Below are 24,246 nucleotides of genomic sequence, written 5' to 3'. Positions count from 1 at the left end.
TCAGCAGCAGTCGTCGCCACGCCAATTCTCGATGCCCTCGCGCACCGCCAGGCCGGCGACCAGCAGCGCCACCGCCGGGTCCAGCCACCACAGGCCGAACAGGGCGTTGCCCAGCAGGCCGAGCAGGACCGCCCCGGCGAGGTAGGCGCACAGCAGGTTCTGGCTTCCCTCCCCGCTGGTCGCCCCCGATTCCAGCTTCGCGCCCAGCCGCTTCTTGGCCACTCCCAGCACCGGCATCACGATCAGGCTGGCCACCGCCAGTCCGATGCCCACCCACGACGGCTCCGGCCGCCCGCCCAGCGCCACTTCCACCACGATGTACGGCGCGAGCAGGAAAAACGTCACCGCCACCGCCTTGCGGGCCCGCTGTTCGGCCGCCTCGGAGAACGTCCGGGCGCCGGTGAACCGCCAGATGACGATCACGCTGGCCAGGCCCTCGATCACCGAGTCCAGCCCGAATCCCAGCAGGGCCACGGAGTCGGCCGCCGTGCCGGCCCACAGCGCGACGCCGCCCTCGACGGCCATGTAGGCCAGGGAGATCCAGGAGAGCAGGCGGACTCGGGCGGCGAGCTTCAGTCGCAGGTCGGGCACAGGGCCACCGCGCTTCCGGTGTTCGCCAGCACCGACTCCGCCGTGGCCAGCAGCTGGATCAGCGAGGGCTGGGTCAGGCGGAACACCGAGGCCCGGCCGACCGCCTCCGAGTCCACGAGCTGGCAACCGCGCAGGCAGGCGAGGTGCTTGGACACCGTCGACTGGGCCAGGCCGAGGGCCGCGACCAGGTCGGTCACCCGGGCCGGGCCGAGGGCCAGGCGTCGCAGGATGGCCAGCCGCGCGGGGTCGCCGAGGGAGCGGAACAGGGCGGCCGCCGGCATCAGATCCACACGTGCCGATGTCATCGTCACATGGCGATGCTAACACCCGGGACTAGACCTCCAGCGTGATGGAGGTTCTACGGTGGGTGACATGGCTATCGAACTGAACCACACCATCGTCCCCGCCTCCGACCCGCACAAGTCGGCGACGTTCCTGGCCGAGGTTCTCGGCGTGGCCGCGCCGGTCACGTTCGGGCCGTTCCAGGTGGTCCAGCTGGACAACGGCATCAGCCTCGACTTCATGCACGCCGACGGCGACATCGCCCAGCTGCACTACGCGTTCAAGGTCGCCGACGACCAGTTCCAGCCGATCTTCGACCGGGTCCGCGCCGCCGGCCTGCCCTACTGGGCCGATCCGCACCGTCAGCGGGCCAACGAGATCAACACCAACGACGGCGGCCGGGGCTTCTACTTCCCGGACCCGGACGACCACAACCTGGAGGTCATCACCCGCGACTACGGCAGCGGCGCCTGACGCCATGAAGGGGGCATTCCTGGCGTCGAACGCCAGGAATGCCCCCTTCCAAGCTTCAAGGGGCGTGCCCCGGCCCTCCCCCGAGAAGGCCGGGATCCGTCGAACCTAGGCCGGCTCGCCGATGCGGGCGCGGAGCTGGCGGGTGTCGCGCGGGAGGTTCCAGCCGACGACCCCGGTGACCCGGCCGTCCTCCACGTACACGGCGGCGAAGCGGCCGGCGCCGACCTCGCCGGCGGCGACGGAAGGCACCGCGCCTTCGGGAAAGGTGCCGTAGGCCTGGATCTTCACGTCGTACTGGTCGGTCCAGAAGTACGGGATCGGCGCGTACGGCTCGCCCTTGCCGAGCAGGGTGCGCGCGGCGGCCATGCCCTGCTCGGTGGCGTTCATCCGATGCTCGACCCGGATCCGCCGGCCGTGCACGGGATGCGTCCACGACGCGACGTCACCGGCGGCGACGACGTTGGGGGCGGCCCGGCACAGCGAGTCGCAGTCGACGCCGTCGGTGAGTGACAGGCCGCTGCCGGCCAGCCACGAGGTGTTGGGCACGGAACCGATGGCCACCAGCACGACGTCGGCCGGCAGCACGGTGCCGTCGGCCAACTCCACGCCGTCGACCCGACCCTCGCCGCGAAGACCGGTGACACCGACGCCCAGCCGCATCCGCACCCCGTGATCGGCGTGCAGCTTGGCGACCAGGTCCCCGAGCCACGGCCCGAACTGGCGGATCATGGGCGCGGGCAAGGGATCCACCACGGTGACGTCCACGCCCATGCCCGACGCCACGGCGGCCACCTCGGAGCCCATGAAGCCGGCCCCGACGATCACCACCGATCGCGCCGAGGCCAGTTCCTCCTTGAACGCCACCGTGTCCGGCAGGGTCCGCAGCGTGTGCACGCCGGCCAGCTCCTGCCCGAACGGCAGCCGCCGCGGCGTGACCCCGGTGGCGACGACCAGCTTGTCGTAGGCCAGATCGTCCCCTGTGGACAGTGCCAGCCGACGTCCGGTCACGTCCAGCCCGACCGCCCGCACACCCAGCCGCCACTCCACACCGTCCACAGTGCACGGCAGGGAGATCTTCGACGGTTCCCAGTCCCCGGACAGGATCTGCTTGGACAGGGGCGGCCGGTCGTACGGCATCAGGTCCTCGTCGCCGATCACCGTCAGCGGGCCCTCGTAGCCCTCGCGCCGGAGCGTCTGCGCCGCGGTGAGCCCCGCGGCCGACGCCCCGACAACAGCGATCACGACTCGTCCAGCTCGATGGCCAGCGCCGGGCACACCCGGGCCGCCTGCCGCACGTCCTCGTGCAGCTCGGCCGGCGGGAACTCGTTGAGCAGCACCACGATGCCGTCCTCGTCCCGCTGGTCGAACACGTCCGGGACCAGCAGCACGCACTGCCCGGCGCCGACGCACTTGTCCTGATCGACGACAACCTTCATGACGAAAAGTCCTTACCAGGTAACGGGAAGCGAGTGGACGCCGTACACCAGCATGTCGTGCTTGAACCGGATGTCCTCAAACGGGACGGCCAGCTTCAGCGTCGGGATGCGGCGGTACAGCGTGTTGTAGACGACCTGGAGCTCCATGCGGGCCAGCGGCTGCCCGAGGCACTGGTGCACACCGAAGCCGAAGGCCACGTGGTGCCGCGCCTGGCGGTGGATGTCCAGCCGGTCCGGGTCCGGGAACTGGGCCTCGTCGCGGTTGCCGGCGTCGTTGGCCAGGATCACGCCCTCGCCGGCGCGGATCAGCTGCCCACCGACCTCGACGTCCTCGGTGGCCACGCGGCGGCGGCCGGAGTGCACGATGTTCAGGTACCGCAACAGCTCCTCGACCGCGTTGGCGACCAGCTTCGGGTCCTCGGTCTCCCGCAGCTCGGCCAGCTGCTCGGGGTTCTCCAGCAGCGCGAGCGTGCCCAGCCCGATCATGTTGGCGGTGGTCTCGTGCCCGGCCACCAGCATCAGCACGCCCATGTTGGCGGCCTCGACACGGGTCAGCTCGCCGGTCAGGACCTGGTCGCGGACCAGCCGCCCGAGCAGGTCGTCGGTGGGCGCCTTCTCCTTGGTCGCCACCAGGTTCTGCAGGTACTCGCGCAGGTCGTCACTGGCCTTGACGGCCTCGTCGACCGGCGTGTCACGGGCGATCAGCTTCTTGCTGCACGCCTGGAAGAAGTCGTGGTCGGCATACGGCACACCGAGCAGCTCGCAGATCACCAGCGACGGCACCGGCAGCGCGAAGGCGGTCACCAGGTCGGCCGGCTTGGGACCGGCCAGCATGTCGTCGATCAGGCCGTCCACGATCTCCTGGACGCGCGGCCGCATCGCCTCCACGCGCTTGATCATGAAGTTGCTGGTGAGCATCTTGCGCTGCTTGGCGTGCTCCGGGTCGTCCATGGAGATGAACGCCCGGTTGTGCTCGCGGCGGGCCAGCAGGCTCGCGGAGGTGGCCGGGAAGCCGGGCTTGCGGGTGTCCGCGCTGAAGCGCTGGTCGGACAGCACGGAGCGCTGCGCGTCGTAGTCGGTGATCAGCCACGGCGTGCTGCCGTCCCAGATCTTCACCCGACTGATCCGCTCCACCTCGCGCATCTGCGGCGGCGGGTCGAACGGGCACTTGTCCGCCCGGGCCATCGGGAAGGACGGCATGGCCTCGGTCACCGGCAGGGTTTCCGTCCCAGAGAGAGAATCGGTCACTGTGACCCCCAGTCACCAAACGATCGTTCACTGACTTGGCCAGCATAGCGCTACTTGGTTGTACTATCCAACTAGTAACCCGCCGCAAGTGACTGGGGTCACTCGGTGACGAGCCAGACCACCTCGTCGACGAAATCGAGGATCGCCTCGGCCTGGGCCGGGTCCTCGGAGGCGTGCCAGAGCGCGACCCGGCCGTGCGCGGCCACGAACACCACGATCGCCGCCCGCTGCGCCGGCACCCGCAGCCGCACGCCGGCCCGCTCGCAGCGCTCGAACGCCTTGACCACCTGGTGCACGATGTCGACCAGCGGCCCGGTGCGCGGCACGTCCACCGGGCGGTTGTTGATCATCAGGCGGTAGTGGCCGGGGCTGTCCAGCGCGAACTGGCAGTAGGCCCGCACCTGCGCCCGGACCCGGTCCAGCACCTCGTCTTCCGGACACGCCGCGTCGGCCTTGGCCATCGCCGCCGACAGGATCTCGTAGTCGTAGTCGAGCAGGCCCTTGACCAGGGCGGCCTTGTCGGCGAAGTGCTGGTAGATGCTGGCCGGCGCGATGCCCGCGGCCCGCGCCACGCCCCGGATCGTCAGCCCCTGCTCGCCGCCCAGCTCCGAGAGCAGGCGGGCCGCCGCCTCCAGGATCTCCAGGCGCAGCCGCTCACCCTGCCCCCACGGGTTGCGGACCCGCTGCGTCGTGTCGGCCACGAGGCACTGTAACCGCTACGGCCGGATCTGCCGCACGATCAGCGCCGCCTGCACCCGGTTCCGCACCCCGAGCTTGCCCAGCAGGGTGGACACGTGGCTCTTCACCGTCGCCTCGGTCAGCCCCAGCTCCTCGGCGATGGCCCCGTTGGAACGGCCGTCGGCCAACAGGTCGAGCACCTGACGCTCCCGTGTGGACAGTCCGCGCAGCAGGTCGTTGTCCGACAACGTAGTTCGGCGCAACCGGGGCAGCAGAGCGGCGGCCACCCGGGGATCGAACACCGCGCCGCCGGCGGCCAGGTCCAGCACCGCCCGGACCAGGCTCTCGGGCTCCGCGTCGGCCAGCAGAAAACCGACGGCGCCGAGATCGATCGCCCGCTGCACGTCATCGTCCACAGCGGACGACGCCAGCACCGCGACCGGCGGGCCGCCGGCCAGCCCGCGCACCGCCGACACGTCGCTGACCAGCACCACGTCCGGCCGCTGGATCCGCACCACCGCCGGCAGCCGCGGCCCGGGATCGACGTCGTCGATGACCTCGACCCGGCCGCCGGCCTCCAGCAGCAGCCGCAGGCCGGCCCGCAGCGCGGCGTCGGCCTCGGCGAGCACCACCCGCACCGCCATGCGCTACCCCTTGCGCGGCTTCTTCTCCCGCACCCGCACCGAGATCTGGATCGGCGTGCCGACGAAGCCGAACTGCTCGCGCAGCTTGCGCTCGATGAACCGGCGGTAGCCGGCCTCCAGGAAGCCGGTGGTGAACAGCACGATCGTCGGCGGCCGGGTCTGGGCCTGGGTGGCGAACAGGACCTTGGGCTGCTTGCCGCCGCGCACCGGCGGCGGCGTGGCGGCGATCAGGTCGGACAGCCACGAGTTCAGCACGCCGGTCGGGATCCGGGAGTCCCACGAGGTCAGCGCCGTGCGCAGGGCCGGGGCCAGCTTGCGCACCGAGCGGCCGGTCGCCGCCGAGACGTTGATCCGCTGCGCCCACGGCACCCGGACCAGGCCCCGCTCCAGCTCCTTCTCCAGCTCGTAGCGGCGGTCCTCGTCGACCAGGTCCCACTTGTTCATGGCCAGCACCAGGGCCTTGCCGGCCTCCACCACCATGGTCAGCACCCGCAGGTCCTGCTCGGCGATGGGCTCGCTGGCGTCCAGCAGCACGATCGCCACCTCGGCCGCGTCGATGGCGGCCTTGGTGCGCAGCGAGGCGTAGTACTCGGTGCCGCTGGCGAAGTTGACCCGCTTGCGCAGGCCGGCGGTGTCCACGAAGCGCCAGACCTCGTCGTCCAGCTCGACCAGCGAGTCCACCGGGTCCACGGTGGTGCCGGCGACCGAGTCGACCACCGCGCGCTGCTCGCCGCTCAACCGGTTGAGCAGGCTGGACTTGCCCACGTTGGGCTTGCCCACCAGGGCGACCCGGCGCGGGCCGCCGATGCGCTCCACGTAGTCGTCACGCGGCGTCTCGGGCAACGCCTCCAGGATCGCGTCCAGCAGGTCGCCGGAGCCGCGGCCGTGCAGGCCGCTGACCGGGTGCGGCTGGCCGAGGCCCAGCGACCACAGCGAGGCCACGTCGGCGGTCAGCCGGTCGTCGTCGACCTTGTTGGCCACCAGCAGCACCGGCCGCTTGGACCGGCGCAGCACCTTGGCCACGGCCTCGTCGGTGGCGGTCGCGCCGACCGAGGCGTCCACCACGACCAGGATCGTGTCGGCGGTCTGCATGGCCAACTCGGCCTGCTGGGCCACCGAGGCCTGCAGGCCGCTCGCGTCCGGCTCCCAGCCGCCGGTGTCGACCACGGTGAACTTCCGGCCGCTCCACAGGGCGTCGTAGGCGACCCGGTCCCTGGTCACGCCCGGGGTGTCCTGCACGACCGCCTCCCGGCGGCCCAGAATGCGGTTGACCAGCGTCGACTTGCCCACGTTGGGCCGGCCGACGACGGCCAGCACCGGCTGCGGCACCGCCCCCGCGTCCGCGTCCCGCTGCTCCGCGCCCCCGTCGACAGCGGCCCACTCGGCCTCGTCGGTCCAGGTGCCGTCCAACTCACTCACGCCTCGTGCTCCTTGCTTGTGCTCGCCGGCGGGCGACCTGCCCGCAGACGATCCAGTTCGGCCACGAGGTCGGCCAGCTCGACCCGAACCCGCTCGGTGGCGGCGGTCAGCGCGGCACGGCCCTTGTCGGCCGGAAGTTCGAACGGCTTGCCCACCAGCACGTCGACGTGCGGCCGGAAGCGGCGCTTCTTGGCGCCCTCGGGGCGCAGCGTGCCGCGGCAGGCCACCGGCAACACCACCGCGCCGGCGGTGCGGGCCAGCCAGGCGGCGCCGTTGTGCGCCTCGTCGACGTCACCGGCGCCGCGGGTGCCCTCGGGGAAGATGCCCACCATGCCGCCGGCCTTGAGCAGGCGGACCGCGGTCATCAGCGGGGCCCGGTCCGGCTCGCCGCGGGTGATGGCGATCTGGCCGATCTTCGGCAGCAGGAAACCCATCGGGCCCTTGAACATCTCCCGCTTGATCAGGAAGACCGGCCGCCGCGGCGACACCGCGAACAGCACCGGGCCGTCGACCATCGTGCTGTGGTTGGCGATCATCAGCACCGGGCCGGTGCTCGGCACGTTCTCCCGGCCGTGCACCCGCAGGCGGTAGAACGGCACGAAGACGAAGGTGCCCAGCCAACGGGCGAACTCGTGCAGCCGGGGCCATGAGCCCTCCGGCAGGTCAGTGTTCACGCGAGCTCCCGGTCGGGACCGCTCGCAGCCCGCGGTCCTCGACCATGGACAGCAGCTCGGCCAGCACGCCCGGCAGGTCGAGGTGCGTGGTGTCCAGCTCGACGGCGTCGTCCGCGGCCTTGGCCGGCGACGCCTTGCGCGTCGAGTCGTAGGTGTCGCGGCGGCGCACGTCGGCCAGCGTCGCGTCCACCGTCGCCTGCCGGCCGGCGGCCGCGTCCTGCTTGGTCCGGCGCTCGGCGCGGGCCCGCGCGTCGGCCGTCAGGTACACCTTGAGGCCGGCGTCCGGCGCGACCACCGTGCCGATGTCGCGGCCCTCGACCACGATGCCGCCCACCTCGGCCAGCGCCGTCGCGATGATCGACCGCTGCTGGGTCACCAGCTGGGACCGGACCTCGGAGACCGCCGACACCGGGGACACCGCCGTGGTGACCTCCTGGCCGCGGATCTCGGCGCTGACGTCGTCGCCGTCCAGGACCGTGGCCTGCGCCTGCGGGTCCGTGGTCACCGTGATCTCGGCCGCGGCGACCGTGTCGCGGACGCGGTCGGCGTCGGCCGGGTCCACGCCCGCCCGCAGCACCGCGACCGTGGCCGCCCGGTACATCGCGCCCGTGTCCAGGTAGCGTGCGCCTAGCTGGGTCGCGAGCCGTCGGGCGACGGTGGACTTGCCGGTGCCGGAGGGCCCGTCGAGGGCCACCACACCACGCAGCTCGCCGCGTTCCACCGTAACGCCTCCTGAAGTCGCCGACCGTCCAGCACCATTCTGCCTGGTGCTCGTGGTCGAGAACGAATCAGGTCAATGCGGAAGGTCAGTACGCAGGGCGGCGGCGCCGCGGAGATAGGCGTGCTTGATCTCGGCGCGTGTGAGGTCGGTCTCCACGTGGGCGAGCAGGCGGATCACCCGGGGCATGGCGCCGGCCACGTCGATCTCGGTCGCCGACAGCAGCGGCACGTCGGCCAGCCCGGCCATGCGCGCCGCGTACGCGGGGAACTCGCACTTGATGTCCGGCGTCGCCGTGAGCACCACACTGATCAGGTCGTCGGGCACCAGCCCGTTGCGCGCGAGCACTGCGTCGACCAGCTCGGCGGTCGCCTCCAGCAACTGCTCCCGCTCGTCGGCGTCGATCTGCGTCGCGCCCCGCACCGCCCGGACTGCCATGCCCCGACCCTAGCCGAAACCTCCGTCACAGCGCCGCGAGCAACAGCCCGCTGCGCGGCTTCGGCGTGAAGTACGTTGCCTTCCTGGGCATCCGACGGCCTTCGGCGTGCACCGCCAGCACGTCCTCGAACGGCACCGGGGCCAGCTGGATCAGGGCGTCCAGGCCCGGCGGCACCGGTCGTCCGGCCGGGAGCGTGCGAAGCGAGGGACCATCGGGATCGATGCCCAGCGCCTCCCTGACCAGGACCTGCTCCACCACGCCGTGATCGATCTGCGGCTTTTCCGCCCCGATGTCCGGCAGCGCGACCCGCAGCGCCTCGCCGCCGGCCAGCACCACCACCACGCCCGGGAACCGCGGCGGCGCCGGGTCGACGCCGCGCGTGACCACCAGCCCGATCTCCTGCCACCGCCGCTGCAACGTGTCGACGTCCAGGCCGGTGCCGGTCAGGACCCGGTGGATCGAGCCGATCTCCAGCCCCGGACCGGCGGTGATCAGCGCCAGCAGCGAGCCGGTCGACGCGGCCGCCGCCACCCGGTGGTTGCCGTCGGCGACCAGCAACGACTGCTCCTGGAGCAACTCCAGCAGCTCCGTCTGCCGGGAACCCTTGCCCAGCAGCCACATCCGGTGCCGACGCCCGCCCGAGTCCACATCGGACACCGCCGGTTCGGCCAGTTCGGCGCAGATGTCGCCGAGCAGCGAGGTCAGCACCGCGCCGTCGGACACCGGCACCAGCATGGCCGCGCTGGTCGCGCAGGCCAGCCCGGACAGCACCGCCGAGCGTTCCGCGACAACGTCCGGGAACACCTCCTCGGTGTGCGTGACCCGCCCCACCTCGGCCGGGTCGACCATGCACAGCACGCCGTGCGCGCAGCCGTCCGGGCCGTCCACCTGATACGGCGCGACCACGTCGTGCACCTGGCGATAGTGAATGGCCCGCAAGCGATCCAGCGCCGAACGGGCGATCGGCAGCGCGTCGGCGAGCCCCAGCCCGCCGGACAGCGCCTCGGGCGTGCGATGCGGGTGCTGCACGGCCAGCAGGGTGCCCGTCGAGGCGCCCTCGGCCCGCAGCGCGGCCGTGACCTGTTCGGGCTCGGCGAACTCGTCGACGTCCGGGCCCGGCACGAAGTCCCGCACCACCCAACCGGTTTTCACTGGACGCACCCAGCGGTTCATGACCACCATGATGAACCGTGCCCGTGTTGCAAACCACTAGTCCGCTGGAGGCGTCGGCGTGAAGCCGTTCCGCATTGAGGTCCCTGCCCGTGATCTGGACGACCTGCGCGACCGGCTGGCCCGCACCAGGTTCGCCCCCGCGCTGTCCGACGACTGGACGCACGGCACGCCCACGGCCTACCTGGCCGAACTGCTGGAGTACTGGCGGACCAAGTTCGACTGGCCGGCGGCCGAGGCCAAGCTGAACGAGATGCCCCAGTTCACCGCGACCGTGCGGGACTCGGATCTGCACTTCGTGCACGTCGAGGGCAAAGGCCCGAATCCGCTGCCGCTGCTGTTCACCCACGGCTGGCCCGGCTCGTTCTGGGAGGTCAGCAAGATCATCGGACCGCTGACCGACCCGGCGGCCCACGGCGGCGACCCGGCCGACGCGTTCACCGTGGTCGCGCCCAGCCTGCCCGGCTACGGCTTCTCCCCGCACCCCGGCACGCCCGGCGTCAGCCCGGCCGAGATCGCCGACCGCTTCCACGAGCTGATGACCGACGTGCTCGGCTACTCCCGCTACGCCGCGCAGGGCGGGGACTGGGGCAGCATCGTCACCACCTGCCTCGGCCGGGACCACGCCGACTCGCTGGCCGGCATCCACCTCAACATGATGGGCGCGCGGCCGGTCGTCGGCGAGCACTCCGAGCCGCTCACCGAAGCCGAGCAGGACTTCCAGGCCAACGGGGCCAAGTGGCGCGAGCAGGAGGCCGCCTACAGCCAGATCCAGGCCACCAAGCCGGGCACGCTCGGCGCGGGCCTGTCCGATTCGCCGGCCGGGCTGGCCGCCTGGATCGTGGAGAAGTTCCGCACCTGGAGCGACTGCGACGGCGACGTCGAATCGGTGTTCAGCAAGGACGACCTGCTGACCAACATCAGCATCTACTGGCTGACCAACTCGATCGCCACCTCGACCCGGCTCTACTACGAGGCCTGGCGTGACCAGCGCACCCCGATGCTCACCCCTGGCTTCATCGAGGCCCCGACCGGTTTCGCGGCGTTCCCCAAGGAGCTGTCCCGGCCGCCGCGCGAGTGGGTGGCCCGGGCCTACAACCTGCGGCGGTTCACCGAGTTCGAGCGGGGCGGGCACTTCGCCGCGATGGAGCAGCCGCAGGCTCTGGTCGCCGACGTCCGGGAGTTCTTCCGGCCGCTGCGTGGCTGAACGCGCCGCCGTTCCTGGCCACCCCTCCATGTCAGGACCGGCGACGCGTCCGGCCGCCAGTCTGCCTGACCAGGGTGTGCGAAAAATTGCGTTCCGCTTGAATCCGCAGGCCAGAGGCGTTATGCACGGTGCGTGACAGTACGGTTCGCGCTGTTGGGCGGGGTCGAGGCGCACGTCGACGGGCAGTCGGCGGACATCGGCCACGCCCGGCAGCGCTGCGTGCTGGCCGCCCTGCTGGTCGACGCCAACGCGGTCGTGCCGACCGGCCAGCTGGTCGACCGGGTGTGGGGCGACGACGCGCCCCAGCGGGCCACCGGCACCCTGCACAGCTACCTGACCCGGCTGCGGCGGGTCGAGGGCGTGACTATCGTGCGGCGGTCCGGCGGCTACTCGCTCCTCGTCGAGGATCCGCTGACCATCGACGTGCACGAGTTCCGTGACCTGGTCGGCCGGGCCCGGGACGCCGAGGACCCGGCGCTGTACGAGCAGGCGCTGGGGCTGTGGCGGGGCGAGGCGCTGGCCGGGTTGGAGTCCGTCTGGGCCGGGCAGGAGCGGGCGCGGCTGGGCCGGGAACGGCTGGCCGTCGAGCTGGACCACACCGACCTGCGGCTACGGCTGGGCCAGCACGCCGCGCTCGTGCCGGAACTGCTGGCCCGGGCCGGCGAGCACCCGCTCGACGAACGAGCCGCCGGACAGCTGATGTTGGCCCTGTACCGGACCGGGCGGCAGGCCGAGGCGCTGACCCGGTACGAGGACGTGCGGCGGCGACTGGCCGCCGACCTCGGCGCCGATCCCGGCCCTGAGCTGCGGGAACTGCACCAGCGGATACTCACCGCCGACCCGGCGCTGACCACCCGGCGGCCCGTGGTCGTGCCGCGGCAGCTGCCGGCCCCGCCCGCCTGGTTCGCCGGGCGGACCGCCGAACTGGAGGCGTTGTCACAGGCCTTGGCGGTCGGCGACACGGTGCCGGTGGCCACGGTCTGGGGCAACGGCGGCATCGGCAAGACCGCCCTGGCGCTGCGGTGGGCCCACCGGCACCTCGACGAATTCCCCGACGGTCAGCTGCACGTCAACCTGCGCGGCTTCGACGCCACCGCCGATCCCGTGCCACCTTCCGTTGCCCTGCGGGCGTTTCTGGAGGCGCTCGGGGTCGCCGGCGGGGACGTGCCGACCGATCTGGACGGACAGGCCGCGCTGTACCGGAGCCTGCTGGCCGACCGCCGGATGCTGGTGGTGCTGGACAACGCCGCCGACTCCGCGCAGGTCGGGCCGCTGCTGCCGGGCAGCCCGACGTGCGCGGTGATCGTGACCAGCCGGGACCGGCTGGCCGGGCTGGTGTCCAATCACGGCGCCCGTCCGCTGTCGGTCGGGCTGCTCGGCGACCGGATCGGCGCCGCGCTGGTGGCCGCCGAACCCGAGGCCGTCAGCGAGTTGTTGGCCTGCTGCGCCGGTTTTCCGTTGGCCCTGAGCCTGGTCGCCGGCCGGGCCCAGACCCGACCCGGCTTTCCGCTGGCCGCCCTGGCCGCCGAACTCCGTGACGCCACCACCCGGCTCGGTGTGCTCGACGAGGACGATCCCGGCGCCGGCGTCTCCGCCGTGCTTTCCTGTTCACACCGGGCTCTTCCGGCCGAGCAGGCCCGGGTTTTCGCCCTGCTCGGACTCTCCCCCGGGCCGGACATCAGCCTCGGGGCGGCCGCCGCCATCACCGGCCTGCCGCCGGCCCGGATCGCGCCGGTGCTCCGCGGGCTGGAGCGGCTTTCCCTGCTGCAGCAGGATGTTCCCGGCCGGTGGCGGATGCACGACCTGGTCCGCCTGTTCGCCGTGTCGCGGGTTGTGGACGCCCGGGAACCCGCCCTGCGCCGGCTCGTCGCGTTCTACATCCACTCCGGGGCGGCCGCCGACCGCGCGCTCGACGTCTTCTCCCAGGCCGTCGAGTACGTGCCGCTGCCGCCCGACTGCCAGCCCGACGAGCCCGCCGACGGCATGGGATGGTTCGACAGCGAACGCGCCTGCCTGCTCGCGGTTCAGCGGCTCGCCGTCGAACTCCGTTGGCACACCGAGGTGTGGCAGCTGGCCTGGGTCACGGTCGTCTACTGCTACCGACGCGGCCTGCACCTGGACAACCTCGCCTTCTGGGAGGCCTCGCTGCTGACATTGTCCCATGTGGACAGTGAGACCGCCGCCATCATCCACCGCATGGCCGGGCGTGCCTATTCTCGTGTGCAGCGCTTCCCCGAGTCGCTGGACCACCTCCAGAACGCGCTCGGGCTCATCGACCCGGACCGGGATCCCGTCAACCTCTGCCGCACCGAGCAGGCCATCGCCTTGGTGTACAAGCGACTCCACGAATGGCAGCCCGCGCTCGACCACCAACTGGCCGCTCTCGACGCCGCCCGCCGCACCGGCGAGCCGATCTGGGTCGGCGAGGCCCTGAACCTGGTCGCCACCTTCGCCGCCCGCCTCGGCCGCCACGACTGGGCCCGCACCCGCTGCGCGGAGGCGCTGGCGATTTTCCGGCAGCACAAGGACATCGAGAACGAGGCCGACGCCACCGACGTGCTCGGCGTGATCGCCGCCATGACCGGCGACCATGCCACCGCGGTCGGCCATCACCAGCGGGCCCTCGACCTCTACCGGCAGAGCGGCAACAACACCGTCATCGGCGCCACCCTCGCCGACCTCGGCCGGGCCCAGCTCGCCCTCGGGCAGCTCGACGCCGCCCGCGACGCCTTCCAGCAGGCCATCGCCGTCTACGACCGCCAGTCGCGCGATGCCGAGGCCGACGCCGTCCGCCAGGAACTGGCCAACCTCCTGGTTCCCTCCCAGCGCCGCTAAATCCCCTCGGCGTTCACGGCCTCCTGATCTACAGTCGGGTGGCGTGGCAGACGAAGGATTCACCCATCCCCGCTTGGCCGCGTGCTACGACGCGCACGAGGGCGACCGGTCCGATCTTGATCCCTACCTCGCGGTCGCCGCCGAGCTGTCGGCCCGTCAGGTGATCGACATCGGCTGCGGCACCGGGGTGTTGGCCCTGCTGCTGGCCGATCGGGGCATCGCCGTCACCGGCGTCGATCCGGCGCTGGCCTCCCTCGACGTCGCCCGGGCCAAGCCCGGCGCCTCCCGGGTGCGCTGGATCCACGGCACCGCAACGGATCTGCCCGCGCTCGGGGCCGATCTCGCCGTCATGACGGGCAATGTCGCGCAGGCCATCGTCGATCCCGCCGACTGGTCCGCCACCCTCGCCGGCGCCTCCGTCGCCCTTCGCCCCGGCGGCGTGCTGATGTTCGAGACCCGCATCCCGGCCCGAAAGGCCTGGCTGGGCTGGAACCGCGAGCAGACGCTCACCGTCGTCGACGGCGTGCAGACCTGGGTCGACCTGCTCGACGTCTGCGAGCCCCTGGTCACCTTCCGCTGGACCTGGATCTTCCCCGACGGCGAGCGGCTCACCTCCACCTCGACCCTCCGCTTCCGCGACCGCCCCGAGGTGGAGGCCGACCTGCGGGCCCACGGCTTCACCGTCACCGACCTCCGCGACGCCCCCGACCGCCCCGGCCGCGAATACGTGTTCCTGGCCAGCAAGTCTGCCTAGGCAGTCGGGCCAGGTCACGGCGACGTGGCGTCCAGTGGCGCAGCGCGAGCCAGGAATCGTGGGCCGGCACGGCTCGCCGTCGGGCCAGCGGCCCGCCGGAACCCTTGCGCCACCGGATTTCCAGGTTCGGCCATTCGCCGGTCCGGCCGGCAGCGCGCACCGGCGCGAAGATCTCGTCGCCCAGTTCCATGTCCACCCCTCCCCGAGAGTCCCGATCCTCGCACAACACAACCCCAAGAGGCCTAGGGGTTTTCGGCCGGCGGCGGCATACTGCACCGGTGGCGGATCGAGCTTCGGCCGGCGACGAGGCCGAGTCGACAGAGGCGTTCTCCGAGCTACAGAGCAACCTGGAGTACGCCCGGGACCTGGTGACCGGTGGTCAGTTCCTGGAAAGCCTCAAGGTGGGCGTCTTCGACGTGGCCGAGCTGTACCGGGCGGCCTGGGTGCAGGCGGTGTCGGCGCTGGACCACTGGGTGCACCGCGAGGTCTACGACCGGGCGCTCGCCTTCGCGCTGAACGTCGACCTGCCGCGGCCACGCCGGTTTCGGACGCTCGAGATCCCGATGGAGCTGTTCGAGGCCGTGCACCACCACGAGAAGCCGCTGCGCGAGGCGTTCACCGACCACTTACGTGCCCAGTTCGGCTATCTATCGTTCCAAGCGCCCGAAAAGATCAAGGACGCGCTGCGGTATGTCAGTGACGTCCCGCTGTGGCCGGCGGTGGCCAAGCGGATGAGCGAGGAAACCGGCCGGCCGACCAAGCACGAGGACGTGCAGGCCCTGCTCAAGGACATCGTCGGCCGACGCAACCGGATCGCCCACGAGGCCGACAGCGATCCGAGCCAGGTCCGCGCGAAACAGGTGATCACCGCCCAGGCCGCGTCCGAGGCCATCGAGAGCATCCACGACATCGCCACCGCGATCCGGCACGTCCTCGGGCCGCCCCCGGCGGCCGCCGTCTCGGCTCCGGTCCCCGTCGAGCGGCACCCGGAGCCGAAGACCGAGCTCTACCGCCAGTTCTGGACCAGGTTCCAGCCCTTCGTCCAGCGCCACGGCTGGAGCAACTCCGCCCCGCCGCCACAGCACTGGTGGGACCTGCCGGGCGGCGTCACCGGCACGTCATGGGTGGTCTCCTTCACCCAGTTCGGCTGCCGGTCCGAGCTCTACTTCAACCATCCCGACGCGGCCACCAACCTGGCCCGCTGGGAAGTGCTCGCCGTCCGCAGCGCCGACATCATCGAGCGCTTCGGCGACGACCTCATCTTCGACGAGCTGCCCGGACGGAAGGCCTGCCGCATCGAGACCCGGCTGATCGGCCCCACCGTCACCGACCAGGACCGCTGGCCCGACCTGCTGCGGTGGATGGAGGACACCCAGCTCCGCCTGCGCGCCGCCGTCGACGCCGTCGACGGCGTGCCCAAGGTGACCGCCTAGATCAGCGTTCGTAGACGCCGGTCAGCCGGCCGCGGCCGAGGACGGGAGCGGTGACGGCGGACAGGAGGGCGCGGGGTCGTTCCCGTTCGGCGTTGCCGCCCACGGGGTTTCCGAGGGCGAACAGCTGAAAGGTGTAGCGGTGCGGCCCGTGGCCCTTGATCGGCCCGGGACCGTGGTAGCCGCGGCCGATGCCGGACCTCAGCAGCCGCACCCCGGATCCGGGGTGTTTCCCGTTCAGGGCACCAGGTTCCAGCTGGCCGACCGCCGGGTCGAGCAGGGCCGCGCAGTGCACGACCGGCTTGGGCGTGGGGACGTCCAGGTCCTCCATGACCAGCAGCAGCTCCGCGGTGCCGGCGGGCGGTGGGGTCCAGGCCAGGTGCGGGGATTTGTCCTCGCCGCCAACGGTTTTCATGCAGCACACCAGCGGCATGGATCCGCCGTCGTCGAACTGCCGGCTGGTGACGGTCAGCGACTCGGAACCGTTGAGGTTGGGCCGGTTCCAGGCCGCGTGGGCCTCATCGGCCCGGCGGTTGATCAGGAGTCGGCCGAGCAGGGTCACCGGGCCGCCTTCTCGATGATCTCGTTCGTGGTGGCCGTTTCCCCGATCTTGGGGAACACACGCTCGATGCTGTGGCGGTGGGAGTCGATGTCGGGATCACTCACGGCGTCGGTGGCCACCACCACGTGGTAGCCGTGGTCGGAGGCCGAGCGTGCCGTCGACTCAACGCCTGAGCTCGTCGAGATACCGGCGAGCACGACCTGCGTGACGTTCAGGTCCCGCAGGAGGGTGTCGAGTCCCGTGTCGTGGAAGGCACTTCGCCGCCGCTTGGTGATCAGGTTATCCGTCGGCTGCACATCAAGCTCGTCGACCAGGTCCGCCCAGCCGGCCGGGAACGCCCCGCCGCCGCCCCACCTGGCCTCCGTGCGTCCCGGCGCGCGCCCGGTGACGTTCACCAGGACCACCGGCAGCCCGTACCGACGGAACTCCTTCGCCAGCTGCGCCGCCCGCTCGACGACTGCCGCGTCCGGGTGGGCGGACACGATGCCCTTCTGCAGGTCGATCACCACGAGCGCCGCCCCGGGATCGATCGTTGTCAGTGCCATTGTTCGCTTCTCCGTACGTCTCAGATGCTCTGGGCCAGCCGCTCCAACAGCGGCGCCGCCGCCGTGAGCTGCTCCAACTCCCCCGGCGTGAACGCCCCACTCGCCAACGCCTTCGCGATCAGCTCCGCCCGCGCGTTCCGCCTGTCCTTCAGGGCCTGCACCCCGGCCTCGGTCACCGTCAGCACCGCACGCCTCCGGTCCTCCGGATCCCGCCGCCGCTCGATCAGGCCCCGGCTCCCCAGCGCACCCAGCGTCTCCCCCATCGCCTGCGCCGTGACCTGCACCTCCCGCGCCAACGCCGCCGACGTCGTAGGCCCCGTCCGTTCCAGGCACGACAACGCCGTCCGCTCCGGCATCGTCAGCCCACCCCCGACAGGCACTTGGCGCACCCGCCGCACCAACACGCTGACCCCCGCCAGCAACGCCGCCGCCACTCCCCCGACGTCCAGCTCCTCACCCATACACTAAGGCTACCTTATCAGTTTCGCCTGACTATTTTTCGGGCGCGGCAGCACTCGGTCCAGGACAACGCTTGGTCAGCCGGCCCGTAGCGCGCCGAGCACGGCGGGGTCTCCCTCGCCGGCGAGCTCAAGACGACCCCAGAGCTGATAGAACAGCGAGGAGGCGGACGCCGTGAGCCGAGCGTCCGCCGCGGCGGCTTCCCGGCTCACCGCCGGCACCTCGCCGGGAGTGAAGCGGACCAGCCACGTCTCCGGGCCGTCGCCGCAACTGACCAGAGCCGTGCCACGAGCCCTGGATGGCACGTCACCAGTGGTGCGGGCCGCCAGAATCGTGCCGAGCACCTCATCCACCCCGTCGACGGCCTGGTCACGATCAGTCGGCACCAAGGCCACCAGCGCGGTCTGAGCGTCCCACCGACGCAGCGTCAGCTCATGGGCGATGCGGCGCAACCAGACCCAGGCGAGATCCGGCGCGGCCGGCGAGAACGTCCACACGGGACGGTTACGCGGCACGGTCGGCAGGATCTCCGCGGCCACGGCCAACTGCTCGTCGAGGTACGTCAACGGTTCGACCTCTGCGGGCGGCGCGAGCGGCGGCAGCGGCACGGTGCTGCCACTGGTCAGATATGCGGTCGTGGACTGGAGAAAGCGGCCGACGTGCAGGACCAGCTGAGCGAAGGTCCATCCCGGACAGGACGGCACCGGCGCGGTCGGCTCGGCGACGCCGACGGCAAGAACAAGGGCGACGGTGTCTACGTGCTGTCCTGGGACCCCGACGGACCTGGACAGAAACAGGGCACGATGGCGGTTGCCTTCGGCAACCCCGACACCGCCAAGAACGTCGCCGTCTGCGTTCCAGGCACGACCGCGACTCTCGGTGATGACGGTTTCGACCTCGACCGTGCGGCCAACCTCAAAGGCCAAATGGATTCCGGCGGCAGCGGCAACGCGGTGATCCAGTGGCTGGGCTACGACGCACCCGATTCCTTGTTGGGCAGCCAGGTCGTCAGCGCGAAGGACGCCGACGACGGCGCGCCTCGGCTCGTCGCCGACGTCGACGGCTACCGGGCCGCCGCCGAGCAGGCCGGCAACCACCAACATTTGACCGTGATCGGCCACAGCTACGGCAGCACCGTGGTTGGCAAGGCCGGCATGCACGGTCTGGCCGCCGACGACATCGTGTTCGTCGGTTCCCCCGGTGTCGGAGCCTCCAACGCCGACCAGCTCTCGGCCGGCGATGGGCACGTGTGGGCGGGCGCGACCCGGCACGATCCCGTGGTGCAAGCCACCCAAGGGAGTTGGTTCACTGAGGACGGCTCATCCCGCGGACCGTATGACAGCTCGTTCGGCGCACGACAGTTCGGCGCGGTCGACAACTCCTGGACCGGCAACGCGCACTCCGAGTACTACGAGCCCGGCTCGGAATCGCTGCGCAACCTCGGCGACATCGCCACCGGCCGCTACGGCCAGGTCTCCGAGCAGCACTGGCAGGACAACCCGCTGCCACCGGAAGCCGCCTCCAGCATCCCGGTCATCGGCAACACGGCCGGCACCCTCGTCAAGGACGGCGCCCGGACCGCCACCGACATCTACCACGGTGGCCAGCAGACGGTCAGCGACATCTCGCAGGGACATTGGGGCGACGCCGCAGAACACGCCGCCGGCACCTTGGGAACCGCGGCCGTGGACGTGGCCGAGACCGCCGCTGACGTCGTTGTCGACACGGCCGGCAGCGTCGTCGAGACGGGCAAGACCGTGGCCAGAGGCGTCGGCTGGGCCTGGGACCACACTCTCGGTTCGTGGTTCTAGCCGGTCACTCGGTGACAGTCGCTGACGGAGGGCTCGCGTAGCCGGTTCACGATCGGCGCCATCCGCTGAAGATAGGCACAATCCAGGAGGTCACCCTCGGCCACGCCGGCTGGCGCCTGATCACGGTCGATGCGCAGCCCACTCAAGGGCAGCTTCCGTGGCACCGTCAGATCACCGCTGACGTAATCCGCCAACAGGTCAGGCTCGCCGGCGCCCACTCGGGTCACTCGAACCTTGGCCCGGCCTTCAGTCACGACCGTGCCGCCGTACTGGATCCAGAGGTAGCCGCCGACCAGAGCGACGATCACCACGGGCAGCAGAATCAAGAACCAGCGAAGCGGCATATGCCCAGTATTCAGGACTCCCGGCGCAGCAGCGCGGCGGTCAGCAGGCCGGCGCTGGTGATCGAGATGACGGCGGCGAGCAGATACAGGCCGCTGTCGGTGGCGTGGGCGCCGAGACCCAGGCCGACGAGGGCGGCGGCGTACATGGCGGTCTGGTTCCAGTCGCCTTGTCAGCCGCACCCGACAAGTCCGGAGTGCGGACCCTAGTGACCCCGTTGTTGTGGGATGCCTGATGAATGATCCTGCCGTCCCTCATCGCGGGGCCGGGCAAGGTGATCTTGCAACAGCGCGTGCCGGAACTGGTAGACGCCACCGGCCTGACGCAAGATCCCGCGGCGGTGCGCGTCGTCCAGGAAGGCCATCAGCCGCCAGGGCAGCCGACCGCACAGCGCCAGCCAGGTCCGGTGCAGCAGAAAAACACCCCAGGCCCTGGACAGCACGCCGCCGTAGCCAATGGTCAGCGCGAACACCAGGCCATACACCAGCCCGAGCAGCGCGGGGTTCTTGATCGGCCCGGCATAGGCGGACGCGGCGGTGAGCCCGGCCACCAAGCCGCCAGTCAGGCCGTACAGCAGGCCGGCGGCCCGGCCATACTGCACGTAGCCCCACACGCCCATGGCCGCCGCGGCGGCGACGCCGGCCAGCGCGGCCTGCCCGGTACTCAGCGTGAGATTCGCCGCGAATCCGTATACCAGCCCGACGACGACACCGAAGGCTGCCCCCAGAATGGACCCGAAAGCGGCCGTGGCCAGCCGTTCGCGGCGCAGCACCGTGGCCGGGCTGGACACCTGGGTCACGTCGGTCGGAATACTCCACCAGGTGTAGGACGCCAGAGCGAACCCGGGAGCCAGCCCGGCAATCAGGGCCAGCGGATAGTCCAGCCCGTATGCGATGCCGAGCGTGAACCCAATCGCGAAGCCCACCGCGAATCGACGCAGGACCCGTCCCGCCGTCGCGTGAAAAGTCAGCTCGATGTGCAGCGGCCGGGGCACATACCCGCGGAGGAACACCACGAACGGGGCTAAGCCGAACCACAAGATGTAGCCGAGCACATCGAAGACGCCGTTGGCCGGTCCGTCGGCAAGAAATCCTGTGACCGCGGCGAGCAGGCTTGAGGTGAGGGCGGCGAGGAGTCCCCGGGTGCGCGACGACACCGCGTGTACCACCTCCCACCAGGCCAGGTCCCGAGTATGGAGTCGGTCGAGGTGCTCGGCCAGGAACCGCAGCCACTCTTGCGCCTGATCGGCCGGATACCGGCTGCGCCGCGACGACCAGGTGCGACCTGGCACCTCGGGCTGCTGGTGGTAGGCGGCCGACACGAACGAATCAAGCAGATGCCCTTCGATGGCCGTCTGTTCGGCGAACCGAGCCGGGTCCAACAGTTCAGCCGGGTCATGCTGGGGATCGGTGTACACCGTGCGGGCCAGCGCGACCATCAGTGGACTGGTCAGGGCGCGGGCCAACGGCGCGTCGGGCCGGGTGCGCAGCCGGTCCAGCACGGGCTGCCAGCGACGATGCGCGGACGGGCCAGCCGAGCCAAGGAAGCCGGTGACATCGACCGGATCGACAGGTGCGATCTCCACCACCGCGGCCCGGCTCAGCACAGTGCCACCAGCTTCCACGGCGGCCGCGTACTCCATGGTGCGGCAGGTCACCACCAGCGGATGGTTGCCGGCCGAGCCGCGATCGAGGGCATCGAGCGCCGCGGCGTGCGCTCCTTCCGGGGTCTCATCCAGGCCGTCGATGATCGGGATGATCCGGCCTTCGGTCACCAGCCGGATCGCCGCGTTCGGTCCGTAGGTGCGTTCGTCGGCCAATCCCGGGTACTCCTCGACCAGTCGGCGGACCAGCCAGGTGTGCAGGTGCTCCTCCTGCGGATTCCACGAGGAGGCGGTCATCAACACCGGCACCGGATCGTTGTCCGCCAGATCGTCGAGCAGGGCCAGGACAAGCAACAGGGCCAGCACCGTCTTGCCAGCGCCCGGGGCGCCGAGGATCACCAGCCGCCGGTGCGGCAGCGCCCGGAACATCTCGACCAGCTCATGTCGGTCACCGTGCTGCCGCACCGGCTGCTCGGAGAGCCCACCGAGCACCACCGGGCGATCAGTGGTCGACCACTGCAGCCGCAACGGATTCGGGCGCAGCAGGGAGCGGAACCCGGCCTCTTCGGTCCACTGGCGGCCCACCGACGTGGCCAGTCGCTGGGCCGCCAGGGTCAGCGGATCGGGGGCGACAGCCCGGCCATCGGCGTGGACGTGTAACTCGCGGATCATCCCCGCCTGTACGGCCGCGCCAGACACGGCGCCGCTCTCGTTGCGGACCTCTGCATCCTGCCAGCGGCGATCGCTATCGGGGTCCGTGCTGTCGTCGCGTTGATGCTCACCGGTCACTATCTCCCCCAGTCAGGAGGTACGCGTCCCGTGTCCAGGCCCTTACACTCAGTATGCAGACATCGCGGTCGGTGTGCCGGCATCGCGGCGTTACAAGCAGCCTTCCTCCAAAAGCTCGCGAAGGACCTGTGATCACCACGAGGTGCGAGGACGCCTTGTGACGCCGACGAGGCGGAAGACGGCAGCGGCCAGCAACAGCAGGCTGATCACGGAGATGACGGCGGCGAGCAGATGCAGGCCGCTGTCGGTGGCGTGGTCGCCGAGACCAAGGCCCACCAGTGCCGCGGCGAGGTTGGCGCCGACGTACTGGGAGGTGCGGTAGAGCCCGGAGGCGGTGCCGACCTGGCCGTCGGGGGCGGCGGCGTACATGGCGGTCTGGTTGCCCAAGCTGTTGAAGCCGTTGGGAATGCCCAGGACGGCGGACACGATCACGAGCAGCAGCACGGGAGTCGAGGCGCCGACGAGGAGCAGGGCGAGGCTGCCGACAAGAAGGCCGGCGGAGCCGATGACCAGCAGGGGCCACCGTGGCCGGCGGGTGGCGATGACGGTGGCGATGATGCCCATGCCGGCGATGGGCAGCACGACCAGCCCGGCTTCGGCGCTGCTGAGTTGGCGGCCCTGTTCGAGCCACTGGGGAACGCCGTAGAAGATCGTGTAGAAGACGACGTAGGTGACCGCCACCCGGGCATAGGTGCGACTGAGGGGGCGGTTGGCGCGGAGCATGCGGACGTCGACGAACGGCCGAGACACGCGAAGTTCCCACCACAACAGGACAATCCCCAGCACCACGGCAGCGGCCAGGTAGACCCACTGGAAATCGAGAAGGAACACGAGCAGGCCGACCATGGTGGCGGCGAAAAGCAGGATTCCCAACGGATCCAGACCGGCCGAAGTGGACCGTGGGGCTCGATCGCGGGGAATCCACAGCAGCACCAGGACCATGGACAGGGCGGCGATCGGCAGGTTGACCCAGAAGATCGACCGCCAGCCGGCGAGCAGCACCAGCACCCCGCCCAGCGGCGGGCCCAGCGCCACGGCCACCTGCCCCGCGGCGGAGACGGCCCCGAGCGCGTTGGTCGCCTCGCCGCTGATTCCCTGCCGCATCAGGGAAACCCCGGCGGGATAGGCCGCCGAGGTGCCGATTCCCAGCAGCACCCGGGCCGCGACCAGCCAGCCCAGGCTCGGCGCGAACGGCGCTCCGACGGCGGCGACCATGACGATCACCAGCCCCCAGCAGAACACCCGGCGTGCCCCGAAGCGGTCGGCCAGCCGCCCCATCGTCGGCTGGGCCACGGCGGTCGCCAGATAGAGGCCCGACACCAGCCAGACGACCTCCGCGCCAGCGTGGAACTCGTGCTGGATGTCGACCAGCGCCACCGCGATCATCGACGAGTTCACGGCGTTGAGCAGCGTGCCCAGCACCACCGGCAACACCAGCCGCAGCCCACCGGTCCGCGCGACAGTCGTCGTCGAGCCGCCGGTCATGTGGCCAGCACCTCCAGCAGCTTCGCCGCGGCCCGCAGGAACTCCTGCTCGATCGGCGTCAGGCGGTCGGCGATCACGTCGGCCAGCCAGGCGTCCCGCTGGGAGCGATCCTGCTCCAGCACGGCCCGGCCGGCGTCAGTGATGGTGACGAGGGTCTGCCGGCCGTCAGTGGGGTGCGGTTCACGAACGACCAGGCCGCGCTCGGTCAGCGTGGCGAGGGCCCGGGTCATCGACTGCGGCTGCACGTTCTCGGCGGCGGCCAGCGCGGAGGGGCTGGCCGGACCGAGCCGATAGAGCCTCGACAGCGCCGAGAGAGACGTGAGCCCCAGTTCGTGCGGCGGCCGCTCCTGACGCAGCCGGCGGGCCAGCCTCGACACCGCTTCCCGAACCTCGACCGCCAGCTCGTTGTCGTCCACAACTACTAAGCCTAGCTGATGACTTTCGCGCTACACGACTCCCCGACGTGGCGAAAGTCATCAGCTAGGGGAAGGAGTTAGCGGAACACAGGCCACGGCTTCGGAGTCGGGTTCAAAGGTTCGCTCACGCGTTCGATTCTACCATCTCGACCACGAAAACAGGCGCTCTTCCTGGGCAAAACCGACCGTCGCGACGAACCCGTCGACGGTCGAGACCAAGCGCCCCTCGCCCGCG

At 71.0% G+C, this 24,246-nt stretch carries 27 protein-coding genes; 6 read left to right on the top strand and 21 right to left on the bottom strand.

The annotated features are described in order from the left end of the window. Together JJ691_RS00290 and JJ691_RS00285 are read right to left on the bottom strand one after the other, a co-directional pair. Positions 1-591: a cobalt transporter gene (locus tag JJ691_RS00290; protein ID WP_211766763.1), complete on the bottom strand. Its 591-nt coding sequence runs from the start codon at positions 589-591 to the stop codon at positions 1-3. After that, positions 573-896: an ArsR/SmtB family transcription factor gene (locus JJ691_RS00285; RefSeq protein ID WP_211771202.1), complete on the bottom strand. Its 324-nt coding sequence runs from the start codon at positions 894-896 to the stop codon at positions 573-575. The genes JJ691_RS00290 and JJ691_RS00285 overlap by 19 nt, the downstream gene beginning before the upstream one ends. A 67-nt stretch (positions 897-963) precedes the next feature. On the opposite strand from JJ691_RS00285, the gene JJ691_RS00280 reads away from it, so the two are divergent. Further along, positions 964-1,347 carry a VOC family protein gene (locus JJ691_RS00280; protein ID WP_211766762.1) on the top strand — a complete coding sequence of 128 codons (384 nt, stop codon included), beginning with the start codon at positions 964-966 and terminating at the stop codon, positions 1,345-1,347. Positions 1,348-1,452: 105 nt separating this feature from the next. Here the strand turns inward: JJ691_RS00280 and JJ691_RS00275 are convergent, their stop codons facing one another. The 10 genes from JJ691_RS00275 to JJ691_RS00230 all read right to left on the bottom strand — a co-directional run bounded on the left by JJ691_RS00275 (position 1,453) and on the right by JJ691_RS00230 (position 9,776). Beyond that, positions 1,453-2,589, bottom strand: coding sequence for an NAD(P)/FAD-dependent oxidoreductase (locus JJ691_RS00275; protein WP_249227599.1), 1,137 nt, complete (start codon positions 2,587-2,589; stop codon positions 1,453-1,455). Further along, a complete protein-coding gene (locus JJ691_RS00270) occupies positions 2,586-2,783 on the bottom strand; it encodes a ferredoxin (protein WP_211766760.1) in 198 nt (65 codons plus the stop codon). The genes JJ691_RS00275 and JJ691_RS00270 overlap by 4 nt, the downstream gene beginning before the upstream one ends. Positions 2,784-2,795: 12 nt before the next feature. Further along, the gene (locus JJ691_RS00265) at positions 2,796-3,983 is read right to left on the bottom strand and encodes a cytochrome P450 (RefSeq protein WP_211771201.1); all 1,188 of its coding nucleotides are present in this window, start codon (positions 3,981-3,983) and stop codon (positions 2,796-2,798) included. A gap of 146 nt (positions 3,984-4,129) precedes the next feature. Beyond that, positions 4,130-4,732 (bottom strand): TetR/AcrR family transcriptional regulator, encoded by a 603-nt coding sequence (locus JJ691_RS00260; RefSeq protein ID WP_249227598.1) that lies wholly within the window; start codon positions 4,730-4,732, stop codon positions 4,130-4,132. A gap of 15 nt (positions 4,733-4,747) precedes the next feature. Then, positions 4,748-5,353 carry a response regulator transcription factor gene (locus tag JJ691_RS00255; RefSeq protein WP_211766759.1) on the bottom strand — a complete coding sequence of 202 codons (606 nt, stop codon included), beginning with the start codon at positions 5,351-5,353 and terminating at the stop codon, positions 4,748-4,750. Positions 5,354-5,356: 3 nt separating this feature from the next. Then, complete coding sequence (der, locus tag JJ691_RS00250; protein WP_211766758.1) at positions 5,357-6,772, bottom strand: ribosome biogenesis GTPase Der; 1,416 nt, start codon at positions 6,770-6,772, stop codon at positions 5,357-5,359. Continuing rightward, complete coding sequence (locus JJ691_RS00245; RefSeq protein ID WP_211766757.1) at positions 6,769-7,446, bottom strand: lysophospholipid acyltransferase family protein; 678 nt, start codon at positions 7,444-7,446, stop codon at positions 6,769-6,771. The genes der and JJ691_RS00245 overlap by 4 nt, the downstream gene beginning before the upstream one ends. Beyond that, on the bottom strand, positions 7,436-8,167 hold the full coding sequence (gene cmk, locus JJ691_RS00240; protein WP_211766756.1) for a (d)CMP kinase: 732 nt from the start codon (positions 8,165-8,167) through the stop codon (positions 7,436-7,438). The genes JJ691_RS00245 and cmk overlap by 11 nt, the downstream gene beginning before the upstream one ends. A 72-nt stretch (positions 8,168-8,239) precedes the next feature. Then, positions 8,240-8,602 carry a chorismate mutase gene (gene aroH / locus JJ691_RS00235; protein WP_211766755.1) on the bottom strand — a complete coding sequence of 121 codons (363 nt, stop codon included), beginning with the start codon at positions 8,600-8,602 and terminating at the stop codon, positions 8,240-8,242. Between the two features lie 25 nt (positions 8,603-8,627). Further along, on the bottom strand, positions 8,628-9,776 hold the full coding sequence (locus JJ691_RS00230; RefSeq protein WP_211766754.1) for a DUF1015 family protein: 1,149 nt from the start codon (positions 9,774-9,776) through the stop codon (positions 8,628-8,630). A gap of 58 nt (positions 9,777-9,834) precedes the next feature. Here JJ691_RS00230 and JJ691_RS00225 point away from each other — a divergent pair, with 58 nt between their 5' ends. The 4 genes from JJ691_RS00225 to JJ691_RS00210 all read left to right on the top strand — a co-directional run bounded on the left by JJ691_RS00225 (position 9,835) and on the right by JJ691_RS00210 (position 16,002). Further along, on the top strand, positions 9,835-10,980 hold the full coding sequence (locus JJ691_RS00225; protein ID WP_211766753.1) for an epoxide hydrolase family protein: 1,146 nt from the start codon (positions 9,835-9,837) through the stop codon (positions 10,978-10,980). 132 nt (positions 10,981-11,112) lie between these two features. Then, positions 11,113-13,815: an AfsR/SARP family transcriptional regulator gene (locus JJ691_RS00220; RefSeq protein WP_211766752.1), complete on the top strand. Its 2,703-nt coding sequence runs from the start codon at positions 11,113-11,115 to the stop codon at positions 13,813-13,815. Between the two features lie 43 nt (positions 13,816-13,858). Next, a complete protein-coding gene (locus JJ691_RS00215) occupies positions 13,859-14,569 on the top strand; it encodes a class I SAM-dependent methyltransferase (protein ID WP_211766751.1) in 711 nt (236 codons plus the stop codon). Between the two features lie 278 nt (positions 14,570-14,847). Further along, positions 14,848-16,002, top strand: a complete 1,155-nt coding sequence (locus tag JJ691_RS00210; protein WP_211766750.1) for a DUF4268 domain-containing protein — start codon at positions 14,848-14,850, stop codon at positions 16,000-16,002. Position 16,003: 1 nt separating this feature from the next. On the opposite strand, the gene JJ691_RS00205 is transcribed toward JJ691_RS00210, so the two are convergent. The 4 genes from JJ691_RS00205 to JJ691_RS00190 all read right to left on the bottom strand — a co-directional run bounded on the left by JJ691_RS00205 (position 16,004) and on the right by JJ691_RS00190 (position 18,269). Continuing rightward, positions 16,004-16,561, bottom strand: a complete 558-nt coding sequence (locus tag JJ691_RS00205) for a YbhB/YbcL family Raf kinase inhibitor-like protein (RefSeq protein ID WP_211766749.1) — start codon at positions 16,559-16,561, stop codon at positions 16,004-16,006. After that, the gene (locus tag JJ691_RS00200; protein ID WP_211766748.1) at positions 16,558-17,106 is read right to left on the bottom strand and encodes an isochorismatase family cysteine hydrolase; all 549 of its coding nucleotides are present in this window, start codon (positions 17,104-17,106) and stop codon (positions 16,558-16,560) included. The genes JJ691_RS00205 and JJ691_RS00200 overlap by 4 nt, the downstream gene beginning before the upstream one ends. Positions 17,107-17,126: 20 nt before the next feature. Next, the gene (locus JJ691_RS00195; protein WP_211766747.1) at positions 17,127-17,567 is read right to left on the bottom strand and encodes a MarR family winged helix-turn-helix transcriptional regulator; all 441 of its coding nucleotides are present in this window, start codon (positions 17,565-17,567) and stop codon (positions 17,127-17,129) included. A gap of 75 nt (positions 17,568-17,642) precedes the next feature. Next, complete coding sequence (locus JJ691_RS00190; RefSeq protein ID WP_249227597.1) at positions 17,643-18,269, bottom strand: maleylpyruvate isomerase N-terminal domain-containing protein; 627 nt, start codon at positions 18,267-18,269, stop codon at positions 17,643-17,645. Here JJ691_RS00190 and JJ691_RS00185 point away from each other — a divergent pair. Next, positions 18,225-19,376 (top strand): alpha/beta hydrolase, encoded by a 1,152-nt coding sequence (locus JJ691_RS00185; protein ID WP_249227596.1) that lies wholly within the window; start codon positions 18,225-18,227, stop codon positions 19,374-19,376. The genes JJ691_RS00190 and JJ691_RS00185 overlap by 45 nt on opposite strands. On the opposite strand, the gene JJ691_RS00180 is transcribed toward JJ691_RS00185, so the two are convergent. The 5 genes from JJ691_RS00180 to JJ691_RS00165 form a co-directional block, all read right to left on the bottom strand. After that, positions 19,373-19,720 (bottom strand): hypothetical protein, encoded by a 348-nt coding sequence (locus JJ691_RS00180; RefSeq protein WP_211766745.1) that lies wholly within the window; start codon positions 19,718-19,720, stop codon positions 19,373-19,375. The genes JJ691_RS00185 and JJ691_RS00180 overlap by 4 nt on opposite strands. Positions 19,721-19,731: 11 nt before the next feature. After that, positions 19,732-19,866 (bottom strand): hypothetical protein, encoded by a 135-nt coding sequence (locus JJ691_RS52860; RefSeq protein WP_256449349.1) that lies wholly within the window; start codon positions 19,864-19,866, stop codon positions 19,732-19,734. A gap of 57 nt (positions 19,867-19,923) precedes the next feature. Then, the gene (locus JJ691_RS00175; protein ID WP_211766744.1) at positions 19,924-21,993 is read right to left on the bottom strand and encodes an NACHT domain-containing protein; all 2,070 of its coding nucleotides are present in this window, start codon (positions 21,991-21,993) and stop codon (positions 19,924-19,926) included. Between the two features lie 249 nt (positions 21,994-22,242). Continuing rightward, the gene (locus JJ691_RS00170) at positions 22,243-23,595 is read right to left on the bottom strand and encodes an MFS transporter (RefSeq protein ID WP_211766743.1); all 1,353 of its coding nucleotides are present in this window, start codon (positions 23,593-23,595) and stop codon (positions 22,243-22,245) included. Beyond that, positions 23,592-24,011 carry a MarR family winged helix-turn-helix transcriptional regulator gene (locus tag JJ691_RS00165; protein ID WP_211766742.1) on the bottom strand — a complete coding sequence of 140 codons (420 nt, stop codon included), beginning with the start codon at positions 24,009-24,011 and terminating at the stop codon, positions 23,592-23,594. The genes JJ691_RS00170 and JJ691_RS00165 overlap by 4 nt, the downstream gene beginning before the upstream one ends. Positions 24,012-24,246: the final 235 nt, after the last annotated feature.

The sequence above is a fragment of the Kutzneria sp. CA-103260 genome, from assembly GCF_018263855.1.
In the GTDB taxonomy this organism is placed as follows: domain Bacteria; phylum Actinomycetota; class Actinomycetes; order Mycobacteriales; family Pseudonocardiaceae; genus Kutzneria.
Note: the sequence above shows the minus strand (reverse complement) of the source record. Positions and strands in the feature narration are given on the sequence as shown.

What these genes read in the sequence shown, in the direction of transcription:
- JJ691_RS00255 (WP_211766759.1), bottom strand. Translation starts at nt 5,353, where the DNA reads ATGGCGGTGCGGGTGGTGCTCGCCGAGGCCGACGCCGCGCTGCGGGCC.
- JJ691_RS00265 (WP_211771201.1), bottom strand. Translation starts at nt 3,983, where the DNA reads ATGCCGTCCTTCCCGATGGCCCGGGCGGACAAGTGCCCGTTCGACCCG.
- JJ691_RS00180 (WP_211766745.1), bottom strand. Translation starts at nt 19,720, where the DNA reads ATGCCGCTTCGCTGGTTCTTGATTCTGCTGCCCGTGGTGATCGTCGCT.
- JJ691_RS00200 (WP_211766748.1), bottom strand. Translation starts at nt 17,106, where the DNA reads ATGGCACTGACAACGATCGATCCCGGGGCGGCGCTCGTGGTGATCGAC.
- JJ691_RS52860 (WP_256449349.1), bottom strand. Translation starts at nt 19,866, where the DNA reads ATGTACGCCGCCGCCCTCGTCGGCCTGGGTCTCGGCGCCCACGCCACC.
- JJ691_RS00195 (WP_211766747.1), bottom strand. Translation starts at nt 17,567, where the DNA reads ATGGGTGAGGAGCTGGACGTCGGGGGAGTGGCGGCGGCGTTGCTGGCG.
- JJ691_RS00230 (WP_211766754.1), bottom strand. Translation starts at nt 9,776, where the DNA reads ATGAACCGCTGGGTGCGTCCAGTGAAAACCGGTTGGGTGGTGCGGGAC.
- JJ691_RS00170 (WP_211766743.1), bottom strand. Translation starts at nt 23,595, where the DNA reads ATGACCGGCGGCTCGACGACGACTGTCGCGCGGACCGGTGGGCTGCGG.
- aroH (WP_211766755.1), bottom strand. Translation starts at nt 8,602, where the DNA reads ATGGCAGTCCGGGCGGTGCGGGGCGCGACGCAGATCGACGCCGACGAG.
- JJ691_RS00175 (WP_211766744.1), bottom strand. Translation starts at nt 21,993, where the DNA reads ATGATCCGCGAGTTACACGTCCACGCCGATGGCCGGGCTGTCGCCCCC.
- JJ691_RS00270 (WP_211766760.1), bottom strand. Translation starts at nt 2,783, where the DNA reads ATGAAGGTTGTCGTCGATCAGGACAAGTGCGTCGGCGCCGGGCAGTGC.
- JJ691_RS00280 (WP_211766762.1), top strand. Translation starts at nt 964, where the DNA reads ATGGCTATCGAACTGAACCACACCATCGTCCCCGCCTCCGACCCGCAC.
- JJ691_RS00285 (WP_211771202.1), bottom strand. Translation starts at nt 896, where the DNA reads ATGACATCGGCACGTGTGGATCTGATGCCGGCGGCCGCCCTGTTCCGC.